This is a genomic window from Spirosoma sp. SC4-14 (assembly GCF_037201965.1).
In the GTDB taxonomy this organism is placed as follows: Bacteria; Bacteroidota; Bacteroidia; order Cytophagales; family Spirosomataceae; genus Spirosoma.
This window is the reverse complement of the sequence record NZ_CP147518.1, coordinates 3,802,019-3,819,536: the sequence shown is the minus strand read 5'-3', so window position 1 is coordinate 3,819,536 and position 17,518 is coordinate 3,802,019. Positions and strand designations below refer to the sequence as shown.

Sequence of the window (17,518 nt, the reverse complement as noted above, 5' to 3'; positions counted from 1 at the left end):
TAGTAACGCAATCTCCGTCTATTATTGCCTTCTACTCAACAACCAGTCGGTGCTCACGAACCTGAGCCCGCTCTTCTACCCGAAGCAGATAAATGCCAGCAGGAAGTTTCTGAGCAGTTTTCAGCGTTAAATCGCCATTATCGATAGCTAATCGAAGAACAGGAATCTGTCTTCCCTGAACAGTAAACAGACTCAGTTGTGCCGTTTGCGGATCATCGAGATGCAGCCGGAAAGGGGCATCCGAAACAGGGTTAGGGTAAACGCCATAAGCCTGATTATCGACCACTACCGATGCCCACGGATAAGTAGTTTCAGTGCCATCCAGATCTACCTGACGCAGTCGATAGTAGCTCGTTCCTTGGTAAGGAGCGTTGTCGGTATATGAATACGTATGCCCTTTGAAAGCACCCTCTGCGGCTTGCACATTGGTTACGGGCTGCACCTGAACCAGATCTTTGCTACGTTCGATAACGAAGAACGAATTATTAGTTTCACTGGCTGTTTTCCAGTCGATACGTACCGTTTTCTGATCTACAGCCTGGACGGTAAAGGAAAGCAGATGCACCGGCATTGCACTGGCAGTACAAAAGGACAATCCACCTTCGGTACCGGCAAACACTTTATCACTCAGGGCAAATACGCTGGCTACATAGTTAGCTCCCAGGCCATTACTGGTTGTTCTACTGGTGAATGTATTCCCGCCATCGGTCGAAATATTCAGTCCTCCTCCATACGTTCCGGCATAAATGGTATTGCCAATGGCATAAATGCTCAGCACTTCATTATCGCCTAATCCGTCGGCCGTTGTCTTATTCGTAAAGGTATTACCTCCGTCGATCGAAATACTCACTCCTCCATCCGTAGCTGCATAGACAGTACTTCCCACCACATAGACTCCCCAAATGGTTTCACTCCCTAATCCGTCGGCCGTGGTTTTATTGATAAAGGTGTTGCCCCCATCGGTCGAAATACTCAGCCCACCATCAGTGGCGGCATAAACCGTTGACCCAACCACATAAACTCCCCATACAAAATGGCTACCCAGTCCTTCTGTTTCGGTGCGGGCCGTAAACGTATTCCCGCCATCGGTCGAAATAAACAGCCCGCTTTGTGTTGCGGCATAGACTGAGCTACCTGATACGCCAACGCTAAATACAAACTCATCGGTTAAACCATTCGACGCATCCCGATTTGTGAACGTATTGCCTCCGTCGGTCGAGATGCTCACTCCTCCCAGTGTAGCAGCATACACGGTATTGCCCACAACAAATACACCATACACCGCATTATTTCCCAGTCCATCATCCGTGGTTTTATTGGTAAAGGTATTCCCCCCATCGGTCGAAATACTTAATCCACCACTAAGTTCACCAGCAGTTGCCGCATAGACCGTATTACCAACGGCAAATACACCATTGACCGAGTTATCGCCCAATCCATCAGCAGTTGTTTTATTGACGTATGTATCGCAGCCAGGGCCACTCTGCGCCAGAGTCTTGGGAGAAAAAGCCGCATGAAGAAAAAAGAGAAGCAACCCAGACAGGCACAAACGATAGGACAGCAAACTAACCGTAGCTGTAGAATGCATATGAAACGTATGATTGAAGAGGAACGTCGCGTCGATTACCCTAAACCATTGCAGGGAGCTATTTTTCAGGATAAATCTACTAGGCAAAAGTAGTAAAGAACTGGCGAATCTGGATGCGTAATAAAACAGCACTGGTCGGGGCGAATTATTTTTAGATAATCTTCGCCCCGACCAGTGCTGAGTTTATTAAAAACGGGAAGAGTACTTTTTGTATGAAAAAACCGGCACAATGGCATCACCACTAAACCACTACGCCCTTTGGCTGTAGCCATTCGGGTTTGGTGATTACAACCCGCGACCGCAGTTCATTGAGCATGGCGTATAAACCATAATAGGTTCGGTTGATGTATAAACCGTCACGATTGGCCCGAACCACTTTCGACGATCGAAGTTCTTCCATCTTCGATAACTCTTCGGCAAAGGCATACACTTTATTGAAATACGTGTCATCGCCAAAATCGAACGTGTCGCTGGCGAAGGGTTGCCCCAGCATGTCGATCATTTCCACGAACAGGTCAGAATAAAATTTCCGTTCCGATGGTGTATCCTGCGGCACCAGAAAGCCCAGATTCATAAAAATCTGCTGCGTAAGAGCCTCATCCAGCATCGTATCGGGGTTAATGAGCCGGAAATAGTTATCGTAAAAATAATCCGGGATAACCTTAATACAGCCGAAATCTATTACACCCAATGTTCCATCGGCCCGCATCAGAAAGTTGCCGGGATGCGGATCGGCGTGAACTTGCCGAAGTGTATGGATTTGATGGTCATAAAAATCCCAGAGCAATTGCCCAATACGGTCCCGAACCGCCTGCGATGGGTTGGTGGCCAGAAATTCCCGCAGGTGCAATCCGTCGAGCCAGTCCATGGTCAGAATCCGTCGACTCGACAGTTCGGGATAGTAATGCGGAAACACCAGCCCCTCGATATGCGAGCAGGCCTGCGAAATTTCGATACTACGTCGAAGTTCCAGCTCATAGTCGGTTTCTTCGAGTAACTTACTTTCAACTTCCTGCATGAAATAATCGATCTGACGTTCGTCTAGATTCAGCAGACGTACGGCCAGCGGTTTGGCAATTTTCAGATCGGAACTGACCGAATCGGCCACCCCCGGATACTGCACTTTGACGGCCAGTTTTTTTCCATCTTTCCAGGCCTGATGCACCTGGCCGATACTGGCAGCATTGACGGAATTGATGTCGAATTTGTCGAATAATTCAGACGGCGACTTACCAAAATAGGTTCGAAACGTTTTCACAACCAATGGCCCCGACAACGGTGGCGCCGAATACTGTGCCATCGTAAACTTATCGGAATAAGCCGTCGGCAATAACCCCCTGTCCATACTCAGCATCTGGGCCATTTTCAGGGCCGATCCTTTCAATTCGCTCAGGGCATCGTATATATCAGCCGCATTATCCTTATGCAATTCTTCACGTGGCAACTCAGGATCAAGCAGTTTCTTACTATAATGCTTAATATAGTTTCCGCCAACTTTTACGCCCGCTTTCACAAACTGGCTGGCCCGGGCTACTTTGGTTGTTGGAACAGAATTTTGGGTCTTCATATATATTGAATGATTGAGTGATTGACTTCTTGAATAGCTTGGTTTAGTGTCATTCAGCAAGTCAATCACTCAATCATTTATTTTGATAGATAAACTTAGCGAAGTCAAACAGGGTATCGAGCGGAGAACGCCCGATGAGGTCAAAAGCTGTATTGACAGCTTTTTCGATAGCAGTATCCGTTTTTTCGAAATTTTTACTAACGTCACGAACCCAGAAATCGAGCAAATAAAGCGTTTGCATCCAAAATGCATCGGGATAACGGTCGGTGACAAACGGGCGCGGCTCTACTTCCCGGCTCTCTCGTCCTTCGGCCAGTAAATCACGGATATAGTCGAAAAACGCATCCTTAAATGGATTCAGCACCTGCGATTTGGGTTTAAACCGGCTCAGACCGGCAGTCGGCCCTCCCTGCCCTTTGCTTTCTTCGCGTAGCCTGCCAAAACTGTAGACCACAAAACTTCGCTGAGATTTAAGCAATTCGATCCAGGTATAGTAAAAAGCCAGCAGTTTCTCCCGAACCGAATAACCCAGATACGTTTCGTCGGCTTCGACAGTGGCTTTGGCTTCATTAAAAAACGTAAGCCAAACGTCGGCTTCGATAGCATCGAACGATGCATAATCGTTGTAGAAGTCGGCTTCAGAAATTTTCAGTTTTTTAACAAACTGGAAAACGGAGGTGGGTTGTTTTCCGTTTTCAAGAACGTACTCCGTGTACGCCTTACGGATTTTTTCGAGCGTTTCCATACACTAGGCTAACGGACTGTGTACGAGAAAAGTTTAGGATTTTTCCTCTTTCCTTACAGTGAGTCAGCCGGTTTCCATAACTGAACTTGGCGGAGTGATTATCCGACCAGGATGCGGTATTGTTCCACTTTTTTAACGAAATTCGTACTTAGATACTGTGGTTCCATAAAATTTGTACTCATGAAAACCCGTTTGACACCGTACCTTTTTATCGTCAGTATGCTTACCGGCCTGTTTTTCAGTCACTATAGCCTGGGGCAATACCCCGGTGGTTATGGTGGTTATGGCTACGGCGGCTACGGACGTGGTGGCGGCAATATCAGCCAGGGCATGACCAGCACCCCCCGCTCCATTCCCAACATTGCGGGCGATATGGCCAATAAGGAAACCAAATGGCTGAAAGAAAATCTGTCGTTAACCAAAGAACAGGCCAAGGCAGTCAGAAACCTCAATAATGAATATGCCAGCGTCCAGCAGGATGCAATCAAAGATATTATCGGCAAAGGAGAAGGACGTCCCAAACCCGAAGCTATCAAGCAGATTCAGGATATGATGCTGATGCTGAACGAGGAAAAAGAAGATAAACTTCATCCAATTCTTACTCCCGAACAATGGGATCTGTATCAGTCGAAGAAAGAGGCAATGAAGAAAGAAATTGGTGGGTTCCGTCCACCCGCTCCCCGCAAAGATACGCTCAGCAAAGCGGTAAATTAGCCCGTTCCTGGCTACGCACTACGTAGTCTTTCGTTCTCAGATACGCCTACCATCCCCTGCCGCCGAAAGGTAGTAGGGCTGATTCCTCGTTGTTTTCTGAAAAATTTGTTCAGATGGCTTTCATCAGTAAACCCGAGTTCATCGGCAATTTCGTTAATGCGCCTATCGCTGTGCAGCAAGCGGGCTTCAATTAGTTTAGTGCGGTAGTTAATGATGTACTGCTGCATGGTTTGATGGGTGTGTTTCTTAAAATACCGCCCCAGGTAATTTTCCGAAATCCCAAACTCACGGCTCACAGCTTCGGCCCGTATTTTTTCGGGGAAATAAATATTGTTCTGAATGTAGTTCAGCATGTCCAGTGCCATCGCTTCGGTATGGGCATCGACCTGCTCGGGCAGATACCGGGCAATATTGCGGGCAACAACCACAATCAGCGTATTCACCAATTGCTGTATCAGTTCGTTATTGTAGAGATCACGGTTGACATATTCGCGAATGATAGCCTCAACAATAGGCTTCACCAGAAGCTTGTCGGTCAGGTTTTTCAGAATACAACCGGGCTGGTGATTGGCATTTTGCAGAATAAATTCAAGCCGCTGTATGTCGCCGTTCTGAAATACTCCCGACTTGATATATATGTCGGTAAAGCGCAGGAAGAAAAATTCTGTTGTACTCTCCACGTCAAATGAGTGACAATCGTCGGGCGTAATCAGAAACATGTGCCCAGCCCGATACGAAAATGTGTTCTGGTTAATACACTGCTTACCGGTTCCTGAGATGATGTATACCAGCTCAAAAAACAGGTGTTTGTGCTCGGCCTTACCACATTTGTCGAGGGTTTTATGAACAATCTCAAACGGCTTGTACAAACTTTCCTTTTTCATGGCGTAAAAATACCGAAAAAGAGAAAATTTCTACCAGAAAGAACCCCACTAATCAGTACAAATTTGCATCATCAACTTAGTACAGAAAAATGAATGCAATCATATTGAATGGTTTCGGTGGCGTCGATCAGTTCGTTTTTTCAGAATTACCCATTCCTGCCATTGGTGCAACTGAGGTTCTTGTTCGGGTAAAGGCAATTAGTATAAACCCCGTCGATGTCAAAACCAGAATAGGAAAAGGAATAGCCGGGCGCATCAAAAACGAACACCCACTAATTCTGGGCTGGGATATTTCGGGTATCGTAACGGCAGTAGGGCGTGGGGTAAATACGTTTTCGGTTGGCGATGAAGTTTTTGGCATGGTTAATTTTCCGGGGCACGGCAAAGCATATGCCGAGTACGTAGCTGTTCCGGCTTCGCAACTGGCGCTAAAACCGGCTACTATTCGTCACGAACAGGCGGCAGCCGCTACCCTGGCCGCTCTTACTGCTTACCAGGACCTCACCCAACATGCAACGATCCGGCCGGGGCAACGGGTATTGGTCCATGCCGCTTCGGGCGGAGTTGGTCATTTTGCCATACAACTGGCCAAACACCTGGGAGCCTATGTGATTGGAACGTCTTCGGCTGCCAACCGCGATTTTGTCATGCATCTGGGAGCCGATCAGCATATCGATTATCGCTCAGAACGGTTTGAAGACGTGGTTTATGACCTTGACTTTGTACTGGACACAATAGGGGGCGATTTAATCAACCGATCGCTGGACGTCGTAAAACCCGGCGGTACACTCATCAGTATTCCAACGGGTTTACACGACTCGGCCAATGAGAAAGCGAAAGCGAAAGGAGTACATAGTTTTTTCACCATGGTCCAATCCAATGGCAACGATATGCACGCACTGGCAAAGCTGATGCAGCAAGGCATTCTGAAACCTCACGTTTCACAAACTTTTCCTTTTTCTGAAATGGCAGAAGCGCACAAACAGGTCGAAAGTGGGCGAACGGTCGGAAAAGTTGTTGTAACGTTGTAAAAATTCTACGTCATGGAAACTACCTTTCAATGCCTGCTGGTCTCCGAATCGGCTAACGGCTATGCATCCGCAATTGTTACTAAAACCATCAATGACTTACCAGAAGGCGACATCCTTATCCGGGTTCGCTATTCGTCCTTAAACTACAAGGATGCGTTATCGGCTTCGGGCAATCGGGGAGTTACCCGCACCTACCCCCACACACCCGGTATCGACGCGGCTGGCGTAATTGAAAGCACCAATCACCCCGACTGGAAAGTCGGCGATGAAGTACTTGTTACGGGGTTTGATTTGGGGATGAATACAAGTGGCGGTTTTGCTCAATATATTCGCGTTCCGGCCCGCTGGGTGGTCAGACTACCCAAAGGACTATCGCTGCGGGAAAGCATGATTTACGGAACCGCCGGTTTTACAGCCGGCCTGAGTGTAGCCGCCTTATTAAAAAATGGTGTAACAGCCGATACAGGTAGCATTGGGGTTACGGGCGCCACGGGCGGAGTTGGTTCCATAGCCATTGCCATTCTACACCGATTGGGATACACCGTAACGGCGGTCAGCGGCAAAGCGGCCTCCCATCATTTTCTAACCTCAATCGGAGCCAGTGACATCATCAACCGCGCCGAACTGGACGATACGTCGGGTAAAATCCTGCTAAAGACCCGTTTTGCGGGAGCCATCGATACTGTGGGAGGAAATGTGCTGGCAACCCTACTGAAATGTGTTCATTACGGCGGTACCGTTACCGCCTGCGGTATGGTAAATGGGGGCGAATTAAACACCACCGTTTTTCCTTTCATCCTGCGTGGAATCCAGTTAGCCGGTATCGACTCGGTTGAATTTCCCAGCGAAAAGCGGGCAGCCATCTGGCAAAACCTGGCTACCGACTGGAAACCTGACACGCTCGACACTCTGGTTCACGAAATTGGGCTTTCGGACTTACCGGATGCCATTCAAACCATTTTGAACGGCAGGATGCAGGGCCGGGCACTGGTGCGAATTGAGTAAGCCCAAAGCCCTGTTTTATTCAGGTGGTTCGGCAACTGGGTCGCTACAGATCAGCCATATATGCGCCCATTTGCCGAACCGAATAGCACGAAATATGCTGTTGTCGGGCTTCCTGCAAGAGCCTGTCCGTTAATGGTGTTTTGTTCGAATCATCGAAAATAATGTGTCGGGCAACTACCCTTCCGTTCAATTGATTCCAATGCTGCAAGGCATTTCGGCGGATGATGAGATAATCGACAACGGCGGGCAATTTCCAGCGGTTGCGCCCCGAAAACCGATTGACGAGCAACAGGGTTTTCGTATGCCATACCCACAGTGTATAATCTGACGTCTGAAACAATGCCGGAAGCGGGTTTTCGATGCGGCTCGTCTCGTTATTGATGTACCGTGCATTTACGATCTTAGGCTTTGAAATGCCCCATTGGCCAAACGTATTTTTCAGATAAAAATCGTATGACCGCGTATCGGTCGTATCCAGATCCGTCAGCAAGGTGCTGGAGTGTCCATCGGTCAGGCTCACAGCCGTACGGTGCGGCAGAAAATGAATGGCCAACCGCTGTTGAGTGGCCTGTTGGTAGATACCCCAGAGCAAAACGCCCGAAAGCACAACGGCACACACGCATGTTGCCCAGATATAGGCTCGCTGGCGTGTAATCAGCATGGTCACTCCACAAAAAATAACAGAATACGTCAGTAGCATGGCCAATGGAGAAAGCCACAAGCCATCCCACACAGCTCCCGGCAACTGCCCTGTCTGCGCAACGGCATAGTTGAGTAACCAGGCCGTTTTCTGCAATAGCCAGCCCAACCAGTCGCCTACATACGGCACCCAGCTCAACGCCAGTGTTGCCATCGCCAGGGGCAGCAACAGCTCCGACATGACAATGACGATTGGATTTGCCAGCAGAAAATAAGTAGGAAACTGATGAAAATAAAAGACACCCAGTGGATAGGTAATGAGCTGAGCTACCAGTGCAACGGCCGTTAGTTCCCATACCCGGTTTAGCCACTTATTTCGAAACGAGAAGGTCTGATAGAGCGACGACTGCCAGCTCCCGATACCGGCCACGGCCAGATATGACAACTGAAAACCCGCCGAAAACAAAGCGTATGGGTCAACGCAGAGAATAAAAAACATCGACGCACCCAGCGTATTGGCCAGTTGCTGCTGCCGACCGAAGGTATTGGCTAGTATCAGCAACGAAAACATACCTGCCGAGCGGATTACGGGGGGTGAAAAGCCCGTAACGAGCGCATAGAACCACAAAACGGTCAGTTGCAGGCCCGCCATCAATATTTTTCCGTGCGGTCGCCTGATCAGAAAACTGAGCAGGAATGTTAAAACGGCAAACAGAATCCCAACGTGTAAACCTGACACCGATAGCACATGAACAGCTCCGGCCGCCGAATAAGCCCGGTATAATTCGGTATCCAGGTCGTCGCGTATACCCAGAATCATAGCATTGACAATGCCATATTCAGCCCGGCTACCGATTTTACTCACAAACACACTGTCGGCCCAACGGTTTACGGACGTCGCCAATCGGGTACTGAAACTGGGTGGATCGTAGGTTAAAATAGTCCGTTGAAACGGCCGCAGGTACTGCTGGTGATAGATATTCCGGTAGCTCAGATACTGTTTGTAATTAAACTCACCGGGATTCAGCGGGGGGTCGATCGGGCGTGGCGCACCCGACACCAGCCAGACTTCGCCATAGCGTGGCATCGTTTGTCCGATTTTGTCCAGATAAACAATAACCCGGCCGCTCAGCGGTCGCCAGCGACTCAGGCTATCGGTTGCCGACCATTTTCCCCGATTCAGTTCCAGCTCGACCCGATAGGTTTTGGCGCGTTCTTCAGGTTGTACCGACACAACTCCTTCATAAGCCTGTAGGGTATCCCGAAGGTGGCTAATGTTGTCCGGCCGATTGCTGGCCGTTCGTTGATAGGTAATCGCCCAGCCCACCGCCAAAAGAATCAGGAGTCCGCCAATGCCCTGCCGTATCTGAATAGACTTAACTGTCTGCTTTTTCCAGCGGCCATAGCCCCAACCATACAAACCAACTCCTACTAACAGAGCCAGCCATGGAACTACAGATCCTTCGGGCCACTGAACATAACTGATTATTCCGGCAATCAGTCCGGCAGCATAACGGACAAACGGATGGCCTTTCATTCCTGTATGTATGCCGAACCCGGTAAGACCATTTTATAGTGCTGGATACCGGCTTCTTCAAACATAGCCCCTACCGGCACAAAGCCAAATGAAGCATAGAGGGGCATTGCCGTTACTTGTGCGTGCAGGTAAATACTTTCGATGGGTTCGGGTTGCTGACTAAACACATTGTCGAGCACAGCCCGAACAAGCGCTTTTCCAACCCCTTTGCCCCGATAGGTGTCCAGAACGGCAAATCGCTCTAACTTAACACCGTTAGATGTGCGTCGCCAGCGGGCCGTACCGCACGGAACACCATCATACTGAGCCAGAAAGTGTGTGCTGGTCGTTTCAAATTCATCATATTCTTCCTCAGGGCTCACGTGCTGCTCATCGACAAAGACAGTTCGTCGAATGGCAAACACCGTCTCCAGATCAGAAGGGCTGGATATTGGTAAAACAGTAATCATACGCTCGCAAACTCTTCATGAACGGCTGCCGCACCGACAGGTTTTCAGTACAGACATCCATAATCAAACCGGAGAAACCGACGTCTCTCATCGCAAACTACTGTTTTTTTACTGGACCAGCAACCGTTTACTCGAACTCTCATTCGCTGTTTTAACGCGAACGACATATAATCCGGACGCCAAACCGTCGACCGAAAGGCTAACGCGGGTACTGGGTGCATCCGTATAACTAATGGTTCGCACCTGCCGACCACTCATATCCAGCAGATCGACCGAAAAGGATTGAAACCCTTTTAACTGAACGTCGACCGTTGGCTTATCTGACCCCGTCGGATTAGGGTAGACGTTGATTGTCAGGGTTTCGGTTTCGGGCAAAGCCGACAATGATTTCAGGAGTTTTGCCCGGCGAGGACTTAACTGCAATACGGCCCGCATCCGGTCTACCTGTCCCTGCGTAAACAGGTTCATGCAGTTATCGGGCCAGTAGGTCATATAATCTTCAAGCATATCCCGAACTTGCGTGCCCGTACAGTTCGAATAGGTTTGGGTGCAGTTTCGGGGCGAATCCGACCGATCCTGCATCAGGGGCGTATCGGCTACGTAATCTTCGCCACAATTGGCATCGCCCCAGGGGTGAATCAGCCCGAGCCAGTGCCCTATCTCATGCGTTGTTGTTCGGCCCAATGCATAGAGCGAACTGGTTACGGTTCCGGTTTGCCGACCAAAATACCGGTAGTCGATAATGGAGCCATCCACCATTTCATCCGTAACGGTAGGTAGCCCCTGAAGTGTGTCGGCCGCTGTTGGGAATTGGGTATACCCCAGATAGTTTCCCTGCAACGTAGTAACCCATATATTCAGATACCGATCACTGGGCCAGTAGGCAATCTGTGACAACAGAACATCGTCCGTAAATACATTGAAGGAGGATTTCTGCGCGTAATAATGTCGGGTTATGCCGTTAGACGGCTGCCCATTTGGGTCGGTGGTCGCCAGATAAAACTCAATTTTGGCGTCGGCACCGATAGGGCTGGTATTGTAGCCATTTGTACCTGATTGCCGCCGGTAATCTTCGTTGAGAACCTGAATCTGCGAGGCAATCTGTTCATCGGAGATATTCGAATTGTTGATCCCGCCTACTACTCCTGATGAATTATTGTGAATCACGTGCACCACAATTGGGATTCGATAAACGGTATCGTTATCAGCCAGACGAGCCATCTTCCCCGATGCTTTCGCTTCCTCAATTCGACGGTTCAATTCATTAACTTGCCGGGCTCGTTGCGGATTTCGCATCTGGAGCACAAACTTTTCGTATTCTGTTGTACCACAACGCTTTACTGTCGACTCGTCGGGTAGTTGCCCCCACGCCGTAGTGATAAAAAAGAGCATAAAAGAACCGGCCAGCCAAAGCCGGTCGGTTCTTGATAAATTGTTTTTCAGGCTATTGACCTGCTTTTTCATAAGCTGTAATAATTTCCCGCACAAGCCGATGCCGAACTACATCGCGCCCATCGAGTTCAACGAACGCGATTCCCTTGATTGGCTTCAAAATATCGACCGACTCGATCAGCCCTGATTTCTGCCTGTTCGGCAAATCGATCTGCGACCGGTCGCCGGTAATGATGGCTTTCGACGAAGGGCCCATCCGGGTCAGAAACATTTTCATTTGCATCGGCGTCGTATTCTGCGCTTCATCGAGCAGAATAAACGCATTGTTCAGCGTACGACCGCGCATATAAGCCAACGGTGCGATCTCGATTATACGGTTCTCGGTGTAAAATTTCAGCTTTTCGGCCGGGATCATATCATCGAGCGCATCATAGATCGGGCGCAGATAGGGGTCGATCTTCTCCTTCAGGTCTCCAGGCAGGAAACCCAGGTTTTCACCGGCTTCAACGGCCGGGCGGGTAATGATAATTTTCTTAACTTCTTTATTCTTTAGCGCCCGCACCGCAATAGCTACTGCCGTGTAGGTTTTACCCGTACCCGCTGGCCCAATGGCAAACACCAGATCATGTTTCTCAGCGGCTTCGACCAGTCGCTTCTGATTGTCGGTTTTGGCCCGCACAACCACACCTCGGTTGCCATACACAAGCACTTCATCGTCGTCGGGCAGGGTGGGCAAAACGCCCCCATTTGCTCCCGCAGGATGACCGCTATGACTGATGTAGTTCTGCACGTTTTCGTGGGTAATTTTTCCGTACTTCTGGTAGTGTTCCATCAGCGAGTCCAGTATATCACTGATGCGCGTAATTTCGGGAGTAGTCCCTTTTATGCGGATTTCGTTACCGCGCGAGATGATTTTGCTCATCGGAAACGCAGCGGCCACTTCTTTTATATTGTGGTTCTCTACGCCCAGAAAGTCGATGAGCGAGACATTGTCGAGGGTGATGACTTTTTCGACCAAACGATAAATAGCGTTTTAAGTGTGATTCCGAAAAGTAAGCGATTTCTCTGCTTGTACAACACATTTCGCCAAAAATTTATTCGATCCATTCTGATTCTTATTTTGTGAAACCATTCCCTCAAATAGCGTTGATTTATGTAAACAAATTGCTACCTTGCTGTTATTCAGCCTGCTGCCTGTTTCCATAAGCCCGTACGCTAAAATGACACGGTGTCGTTGCCAAAATTTAATGTTTTTTTTCTGCGCGATAGTGTCAACATTACCAGAATGTTACGGTAATTGATTGGGTCGAGCAACCGGGAACCAGGCAGACGGGGCTTGCCTTATGCAGGGATCATTGCGTAAACTTGCACTATTCGTATGGAGAACAACGCACGCCCTAACCAACACCTTCGTAAACAATCGGCTTTTGCCGGTGGTCGTCAGCAAGCCGGTAACCACTGGCTCGATACGGGGCTTGGCAAACTGCCGCCACAGGCCCTTGATCTTGAAGAGGCTGTTCTGGGTGCGCTGATGATTGAGAAAGATGCCCTCTCATCAGTTGTCGACATTCTAAAACCTGAAACGTTCTACAAAGAAGCCCATCAGCGGATTTACAACGCCATTCTGACGCTGTTTGCTAATTCGGACCCCATCGACCTGCTTACCGTGACGCAGCAACTGCGAAAAACCGGCGAACTGGAAATGGTTGGTGGGGGTGGCTATGTTTCAGAACTTACCTTTCGGGTCAACTCAGCCGCCAATATCGAGTACCACGCCCGGGTTATTTCAGAACAGGCCCTGAAACGGGCGCTGATCGCCATGTCGTCGACTATTCTGCGCGATGCCTACGAGGATACCACCGATGTGTTTGAACTTCTCGACCGCACCGAACAGTCGCTCTTCAAGATTTCGGAATCGAATATCAAGAAGAACTATGCCGACATGAGCACCATTGTTCGGATGGCGCTGAACGAACTCGAAACCAAAAAGAATCAGGAAGGGCTTACGGGTGTTCCTTCGGGTTTTACGAATCTCGACCGCGTTACATCGGGCTGGCAACCCACCGAATTGATCATTCTGGCGGCCAGGCCAGCCATGGGGAAAACGGCATTTGTGGTGTCGGCGCTCCGGAATGCGGCTGTCGATCACGGAAAACCAGTGGCGATCTTCTCCCTTGAGATGTCGTCGGTACAGTTGGTGAATCGTCTTATTTCGGCCGAAGCGGAGATCGATTCGGAGAAAATCAGAAAAGGAACCCTTGCCCCTCACGAGTGGACACAACTGCACCATAAAATTCAGCGACTGACCGAAGCTCCTATTTTCATCGACGATACCCCTGCCCTATCGATTCTCGAACTTCGGGCCAAATGCCGTCGTCTGAAAGCCCAGCACGACATCCAGATGGTTGTTATCGACTATCTACAGCTAATGTCGGGCGACACATCGGGTCGTGGCGGTAGTAACCGCGAACAGGAAATTGCCTCGATTTCGCGGGCACTGAAAAACCTGGCGAAAGAACTGAACGTACCCGTCATTGCTCTATCTCAGTTGAGCCGGGCCGTAGAAACACGTGGTGGTGATAAGAAACCACAACTGTCTGACCTCAGAGAATCGGGCTCGATCGAGCAGGATGCCGACATGGTATGCTTCCTGTATCGGCCTGAATATTATAACATTACGCAGGATGAAAACGGAAATTCGACGGCGGGTATTGGCGAAGTGATTATAGCCAAAAACCGAAGTGGTTCGCTCGATACGATTCAGCTCCGGTTCATCAACAAGTTCACAAAATTCTGCGACCTCGATTCGTATTTTGAGCCCGTGCAATCGCAGGGTTTTAGTCCTGATGTCAACGGATTAAGCAGTTTCGACGCGCCACCGATGGGTAATGTATTCAAGAGCAAAGCCAACGATCGGTCGAACTTCGGTAATGCCGATCCAAATCAGGAAACGCCATTTTAATTAGTCATCAACAAATGACAAGCATTTTATTGACCACAGAGAACACAGAGTTTTTTTCGTTTATACCTCCGTGTCTCTGTGGTCAATCACTTTTCCAGGAAGGCGAATGACTAATCAACGAATGACAATAGTTCCATTGAGACTCCGACATTACTGTTGGAGTTTTTTGTTTTCAATGCACTTAATTTTGTTGTCCACAAAGACACAGAGGGCACAAAGAAATAGGTAAGATTCTATAAGTTTCGGTGCCCTCTGTGTCTTTGTGGACAATAAAAAGCGGCTCCGTTATCTGGAAGTTAGCTTAAACGTGTTTGTAACAATTTCGTAATAGCCAATCTGAGTATCAATAGCCATTCATCTCCTTATTTTGCCCATCAATCTTTTTTCCTCCTTTATGAAGTATTTCTATACATGGCTACTGCTTGCAGTGGGCTTACTGGCTCAGGCACAGAAAACGGAGAACGTATTTTTGATTATGACCGATGGCCTGCGCTGGCAGGAAGTGTTTGGTGGAGCAGATTCTGTACTGCTGAAAGACAAAGCGTTTACCCGTAATGAAAAACGACTAAGCCAGGCCTTTTGGAACGATTCATCCGAAAAACGCCGACAACTGCTGTTTCCCTTTTTCTGGTCGACCATTGCTTCACAGGGACAACTCTACGGCAATCGCTGGCTGGGCAACAAAGTCAACCTTCGGAACCCTTATTGGTTTTCCTATCCGGGCTATAATGAAGTGCTATCGGGTTACGATGACGATAAGATTAACTCAAACGACAAGAAAAACAACGAGAATATAACAGTTCTCGAATACCTCAATAATCAGCCTTCGTTCAAGGGAAAAGTAGCAGCTTATGCTACCTGGGACTGTTTTCCCTATATCATCAACCAGGCCAGAAGTCAGGTGCCGGTCAATGCGGGGCGCGATACGGTTTCGGGAAATCTGACGAGCAAAGAAAATCTACTAAACGATATTCTTCAAACTGTACCCAGTCTGGCCAGCGACCGGCAGGATTTTATCACGTATTATCTGGCTAACGAATACATCCACAAAAATCAGCCGCGCGTGTTCTTCCTCTCATTCGACGAAACCGATGAATTTGCGCACGAAGCCAAATACGACGAATACCTCTACGCGGCCAACACGGTGGACCGATACATTGGCCGTTTGTGGCAGTTCTGCCAGAGTCATCCCCAATACAAAGACAAGACAACGTTTATTATCACAACTGATCATGGGCGTGGCGACAAAAACAAAAAACAATGGACCAGTCACGGACAGGCAATACCCGACAGCTATCAGACCTGGATAGCTGTACTCGGCCCCGATACGCCACCCCTCGGCGAAATAAAGACGAACTCCATTTTGTTTCACAACCAGATTGCGAAAACACTGGCCAAACTGCTTGGTCAGAACTTTACTAACGGTAAACCCATCGGCGACGCTATTCCAACCGTCTTCGCAGGTAATCGGTGATGATTTACAGTTTATGGTTTATGGTTGCTCTGTAATAGATGGGTGTATGCTGTTAGGCAGAGCAACCATAAACTACTTTATTTTTTCACCAGCAACACCACGTTTTCGACATGGTGGGTATGCGGAAACATATCGACAGGCTGCACATCGGCAACACGATATCCTTCATCCAGAATGCCAAGATCGCGGGCTTGAGTGGCGGTGTTGCAACTCACATAAACGATGCGTTCGGGCGCTGCTTTTAGCAATTGGCGACTTACGGCTTCGTCCATACCGGCGCGGGGCGGATCAGTAATGACAACTTCCGGCCGACCGTGCCGATCGAAAAATCCATCGGTAAGAATCTCGCGCATATCGCCAGCCGCAAAGGTCGTATTGGTTATACCGTTGATTTCGGCATTCACCCGGGCGTCGGCTACGGATGCTTCTACATACTCCACACCGACTACATGCTGTGCACGCCGGGCAACAAACAAAGCAATGGTACCCGTACCGGTATAAAGGTCATAAACCCGTTCGCGGCCGGTCAGCCCAGCCCAGTCGCGGGCTACTTTATAAAGATTGAACGCCTGCTGCGCATTGGTCTGGTAAAACGATTTAGGCCCAACCCGAAACGTTAGCGGTTTCCCACTGCCATCGTCCATTTGCTCTTCAATATAGGCCTTGCCCGACCAGTTGATTACGTCCTGATCCTGATAGCTATCATTTTTCTTGGTATTGATGATGTAATTGAGCGACGTAATTTCGGGGAAAGCCGTCTCTAAAAAATTCATCAGCCCAGCCAGGGTATCGGGTTTGTCCTGGGCAACCTGAACAGTAACCATCAATTGGCCTGTTGAAGCCGTTCGAATAATCAGTGTTCGCAGAAACCCGGTATGCACTTTCAGGTTATAGAGGCTCATATCGTGCTGAAACGCATAATCCCGAACGGCCAGCCGGATGGCATTCGATGGATCGGGTTGCAGATAGCAATGATTGATAGGCAATACCTTATCGAACCGACCAGGAACATGAAAGCCGATCACTCGTGGATCGATACTGTCGCCAGTTCCCACTTCAGCCTGTGTCATCCAGCGCCCCTCGGCACAGGTAAACTCCAGTTTGTTCCGATAATATTGGGTTGGTTCAGCCGCCCGAATCGGTCGAATATCCGGCAAGGCGACTTTTCCGATGCGGGTCAGATGATCGACAACCTGCTGATGCTTAAACCGTAGTTGTTCGTCGTAGCGAATATGTTGCCATTTACACCCTCCGCAGGTTCCAAAATGTTCGCAAAACGGTTGTGTGCGTACCGCCGACCACTCATGAATATGTTCGGCAACGGCTTCGCGGTATTGTTTCTTCCGATTTGTGATGCGTAGGTCAACCACATCGCCAGGAGCAACGCCCGGCCCTCCGGTTGGATTTTCAACAAAAATGACGCCCTCTTCGGTCCGTACAATACATTTTCCCTCGGCTGCAACGGCATCGACCTGCATTGCGTACAACCGTTCGGGGGCTTTATGACTCCTTCTACGCATAAGTATCCTAA

Annotated in this window: 14 protein-coding genes; 5 read left to right on the top strand and 9 right to left on the bottom strand. The window is 48.9% G+C overall.

The window, feature by feature from the left end; all coding sequences use genetic code 11:
* Window positions 1-31: 31 nt before the first annotated feature.
* The 3 genes from WBJ53_RS15625 to WBJ53_RS15615 form a co-directional block, all read right to left on the bottom strand.
* Complete coding sequence (locus WBJ53_RS15625; protein ID WP_338877083.1) at window positions 32-1,588, bottom strand: T9SS type A sorting domain-containing protein; 1,557 nt, start codon at window positions 1,586-1,588, stop codon at window positions 32-34.
* 241 nt (window positions 1,589-1,829) lie between these two features.
* On the bottom strand, window positions 1,830-3,155 hold the full coding sequence (locus WBJ53_RS15620; protein ID WP_338877082.1) for an AarF/ABC1/UbiB kinase family protein: 1,326 nt from the start codon (window positions 3,153-3,155) through the stop codon (window positions 1,830-1,832).
* Window positions 3,156-3,228: 73 nt separating this feature from the next.
* Window positions 3,229-3,900: a TetR/AcrR family transcriptional regulator gene (locus WBJ53_RS15615; RefSeq protein ID WP_338877081.1), complete on the bottom strand. Its 672-nt coding sequence runs from the start codon at window positions 3,898-3,900 to the stop codon at window positions 3,229-3,231.
* A 180-nt stretch (window positions 3,901-4,080) separates the two neighbouring features.
* Here WBJ53_RS15615 and WBJ53_RS15610 point away from each other — a divergent pair, with 180 nt between their 5' ends.
* Window positions 4,081-4,614, top strand: a complete 534-nt coding sequence (locus WBJ53_RS15610; protein ID WP_338877080.1) for a hypothetical protein — start codon at window positions 4,081-4,083, stop codon at window positions 4,612-4,614.
* An 11-nt stretch (window positions 4,615-4,625) separates the two neighbouring features.
* Here WBJ53_RS15610 and WBJ53_RS15605 read toward each other — a convergent pair whose 3' ends face one another.
* A complete protein-coding gene (locus WBJ53_RS15605) occupies window positions 4,626-5,498 on the bottom strand; it encodes an AraC family transcriptional regulator (RefSeq protein WP_338877079.1) in 873 nt (290 codons plus the stop codon).
* Between the two features lie 89 nt (window positions 5,499-5,587).
* Between WBJ53_RS15605 and WBJ53_RS15600 the strand changes: the two genes are divergently transcribed.
* Together WBJ53_RS15600 and WBJ53_RS15595 are read left to right on the top strand one after the other, a co-directional pair.
* Window positions 5,588-6,529 (top strand): NADP-dependent oxidoreductase, encoded by a 942-nt coding sequence (locus tag WBJ53_RS15600; RefSeq protein ID WP_338877078.1) that lies wholly within the window; start codon window positions 5,588-5,590, stop codon window positions 6,527-6,529.
* Window positions 6,530-6,541: 12 nt separating this feature from the next.
* Window positions 6,542-7,534: a YhdH/YhfP family quinone oxidoreductase gene (locus WBJ53_RS15595; RefSeq protein ID WP_338877077.1), complete on the top strand. Its 993-nt coding sequence runs from the start codon at window positions 6,542-6,544 to the stop codon at window positions 7,532-7,534.
* A 43-nt stretch (window positions 7,535-7,577) separates the two neighbouring features.
* On the opposite strand, the gene WBJ53_RS15590 is transcribed toward WBJ53_RS15595, so the two are convergent.
* From WBJ53_RS15590 to WBJ53_RS15575, 4 genes are all read right to left on the bottom strand, one after another.
* Complete coding sequence (locus tag WBJ53_RS15590) at window positions 7,578-9,710, bottom strand: ComEC/Rec2 family competence protein (protein ID WP_338877076.1); 2,133 nt, start codon at window positions 9,708-9,710, stop codon at window positions 7,578-7,580.
* Window positions 9,707-10,159, bottom strand: a complete 453-nt coding sequence (locus WBJ53_RS15585; protein WP_338877075.1) for a GNAT family N-acetyltransferase — start codon at window positions 10,157-10,159, stop codon at window positions 9,707-9,709. The genes WBJ53_RS15590 and WBJ53_RS15585 overlap by 4 nt, the downstream gene beginning before the upstream one ends.
* Window positions 10,160-10,267: 108 nt before the next feature.
* A complete protein-coding gene (locus WBJ53_RS15580) occupies window positions 10,268-11,623 on the bottom strand; it encodes a M43 family zinc metalloprotease (RefSeq protein WP_338877074.1) in 1,356 nt (451 codons plus the stop codon).
* Window positions 11,604-12,569, bottom strand: a complete 966-nt coding sequence (locus tag WBJ53_RS15575) for a PhoH family protein (RefSeq protein WP_338877073.1) — start codon at window positions 12,567-12,569, stop codon at window positions 11,604-11,606. Before WBJ53_RS15575 ends, WBJ53_RS15580 begins: the two co-directional genes overlap by 20 nt.
* Before the next feature lie 360 nt (window positions 12,570-12,929).
* Here WBJ53_RS15575 and dnaB point away from each other — a divergent pair, with 360 nt between their 5' ends.
* Together dnaB and WBJ53_RS15565 are read left to right on the top strand one after the other, a co-directional pair.
* On the top strand, window positions 12,930-14,513 hold the full coding sequence (gene dnaB / locus WBJ53_RS15570) for a replicative DNA helicase (RefSeq protein ID WP_338877072.1): 1,584 nt from the start codon (window positions 12,930-12,932) through the stop codon (window positions 14,511-14,513).
* Window positions 14,514-14,907: 394 nt separating this feature from the next.
* Window positions 14,908-15,987: an alkaline phosphatase family protein gene (locus WBJ53_RS15565; protein WP_338877071.1), complete on the top strand. Its 1,080-nt coding sequence runs from the start codon at window positions 14,908-14,910 to the stop codon at window positions 15,985-15,987.
* A 77-nt stretch (window positions 15,988-16,064) separates the two neighbouring features.
* Here the strand turns inward: WBJ53_RS15565 and rlmD are convergent, their stop codons facing one another.
* Window positions 16,065-17,507 carry a 23S rRNA (uracil(1939)-C(5))-methyltransferase RlmD gene (gene rlmD, locus WBJ53_RS15560; RefSeq protein WP_338877070.1) on the bottom strand — a complete coding sequence of 481 codons (1,443 nt, stop codon included), beginning with the start codon at window positions 17,505-17,507 and terminating at the stop codon, window positions 16,065-16,067.
* Window positions 17,508-17,518: the final 11 nt, after the last annotated feature.

Bases quoted from the DNA above. Each gene is read 5' to 3' on its own strand.
- WBJ53_RS15625 (WP_338877083.1), bottom strand. From the start codon at position 1,588: ATGCATTCTACAGCTACGGTTAGTTTGCTGTCCTATCGTTTGTGCCTG.
- WBJ53_RS15620 (WP_338877082.1), bottom strand. From the start codon at position 3,155: ATGAAGACCCAAAATTCTGTTCCAACAACCAAAGTAGCCCGGGCCAGC.
- WBJ53_RS15615 (WP_338877081.1), bottom strand. From the start codon at position 3,900: ATGGAAACGCTCGAAAAAATCCGTAAGGCGTACACGGAGTACGTTCTT.
- WBJ53_RS15610 (WP_338877080.1), top strand. From the start codon at position 4,081: ATGAAAACCCGTTTGACACCGTACCTTTTTATCGTCAGTATGCTTACC.
- WBJ53_RS15605 (WP_338877079.1), bottom strand. From the start codon at position 5,498: ATGAAAAAGGAAAGTTTGTACAAGCCGTTTGAGATTGTTCATAAAACC.
- WBJ53_RS15600 (WP_338877078.1), top strand. From the start codon at position 5,588: ATGAATGCAATCATATTGAATGGTTTCGGTGGCGTCGATCAGTTCGTT.
- WBJ53_RS15595 (WP_338877077.1), top strand. From the start codon at position 6,542: ATGGAAACTACCTTTCAATGCCTGCTGGTCTCCGAATCGGCTAACGGC.
- WBJ53_RS15590 (WP_338877076.1), bottom strand. From the start codon at position 9,710: ATGAAAGGCCATCCGTTTGTCCGTTATGCTGCCGGACTGATTGCCGGA.
- WBJ53_RS15585 (WP_338877075.1), bottom strand. From the start codon at position 10,159: ATGATTACTGTTTTACCAATATCCAGCCCTTCTGATCTGGAGACGGTG.
- WBJ53_RS15580 (WP_338877074.1), bottom strand. From the start codon at position 11,623: ATGAAAAAGCAGGTCAATAGCCTGAAAAACAATTTATCAAGAACCGAC.
- dnaB (WP_338877072.1), top strand. From the start codon at position 12,930: ATGGAGAACAACGCACGCCCTAACCAACACCTTCGTAAACAATCGGCT.
- WBJ53_RS15565 (WP_338877071.1), top strand. From the start codon at position 14,908: ATGAAGTATTTCTATACATGGCTACTGCTTGCAGTGGGCTTACTGGCT.
- rlmD (WP_338877070.1), bottom strand. From the start codon at position 17,507: ATGCGTAGAAGGAGTCATAAAGCCCCCGAACGGTTGTACGCAATGCAG.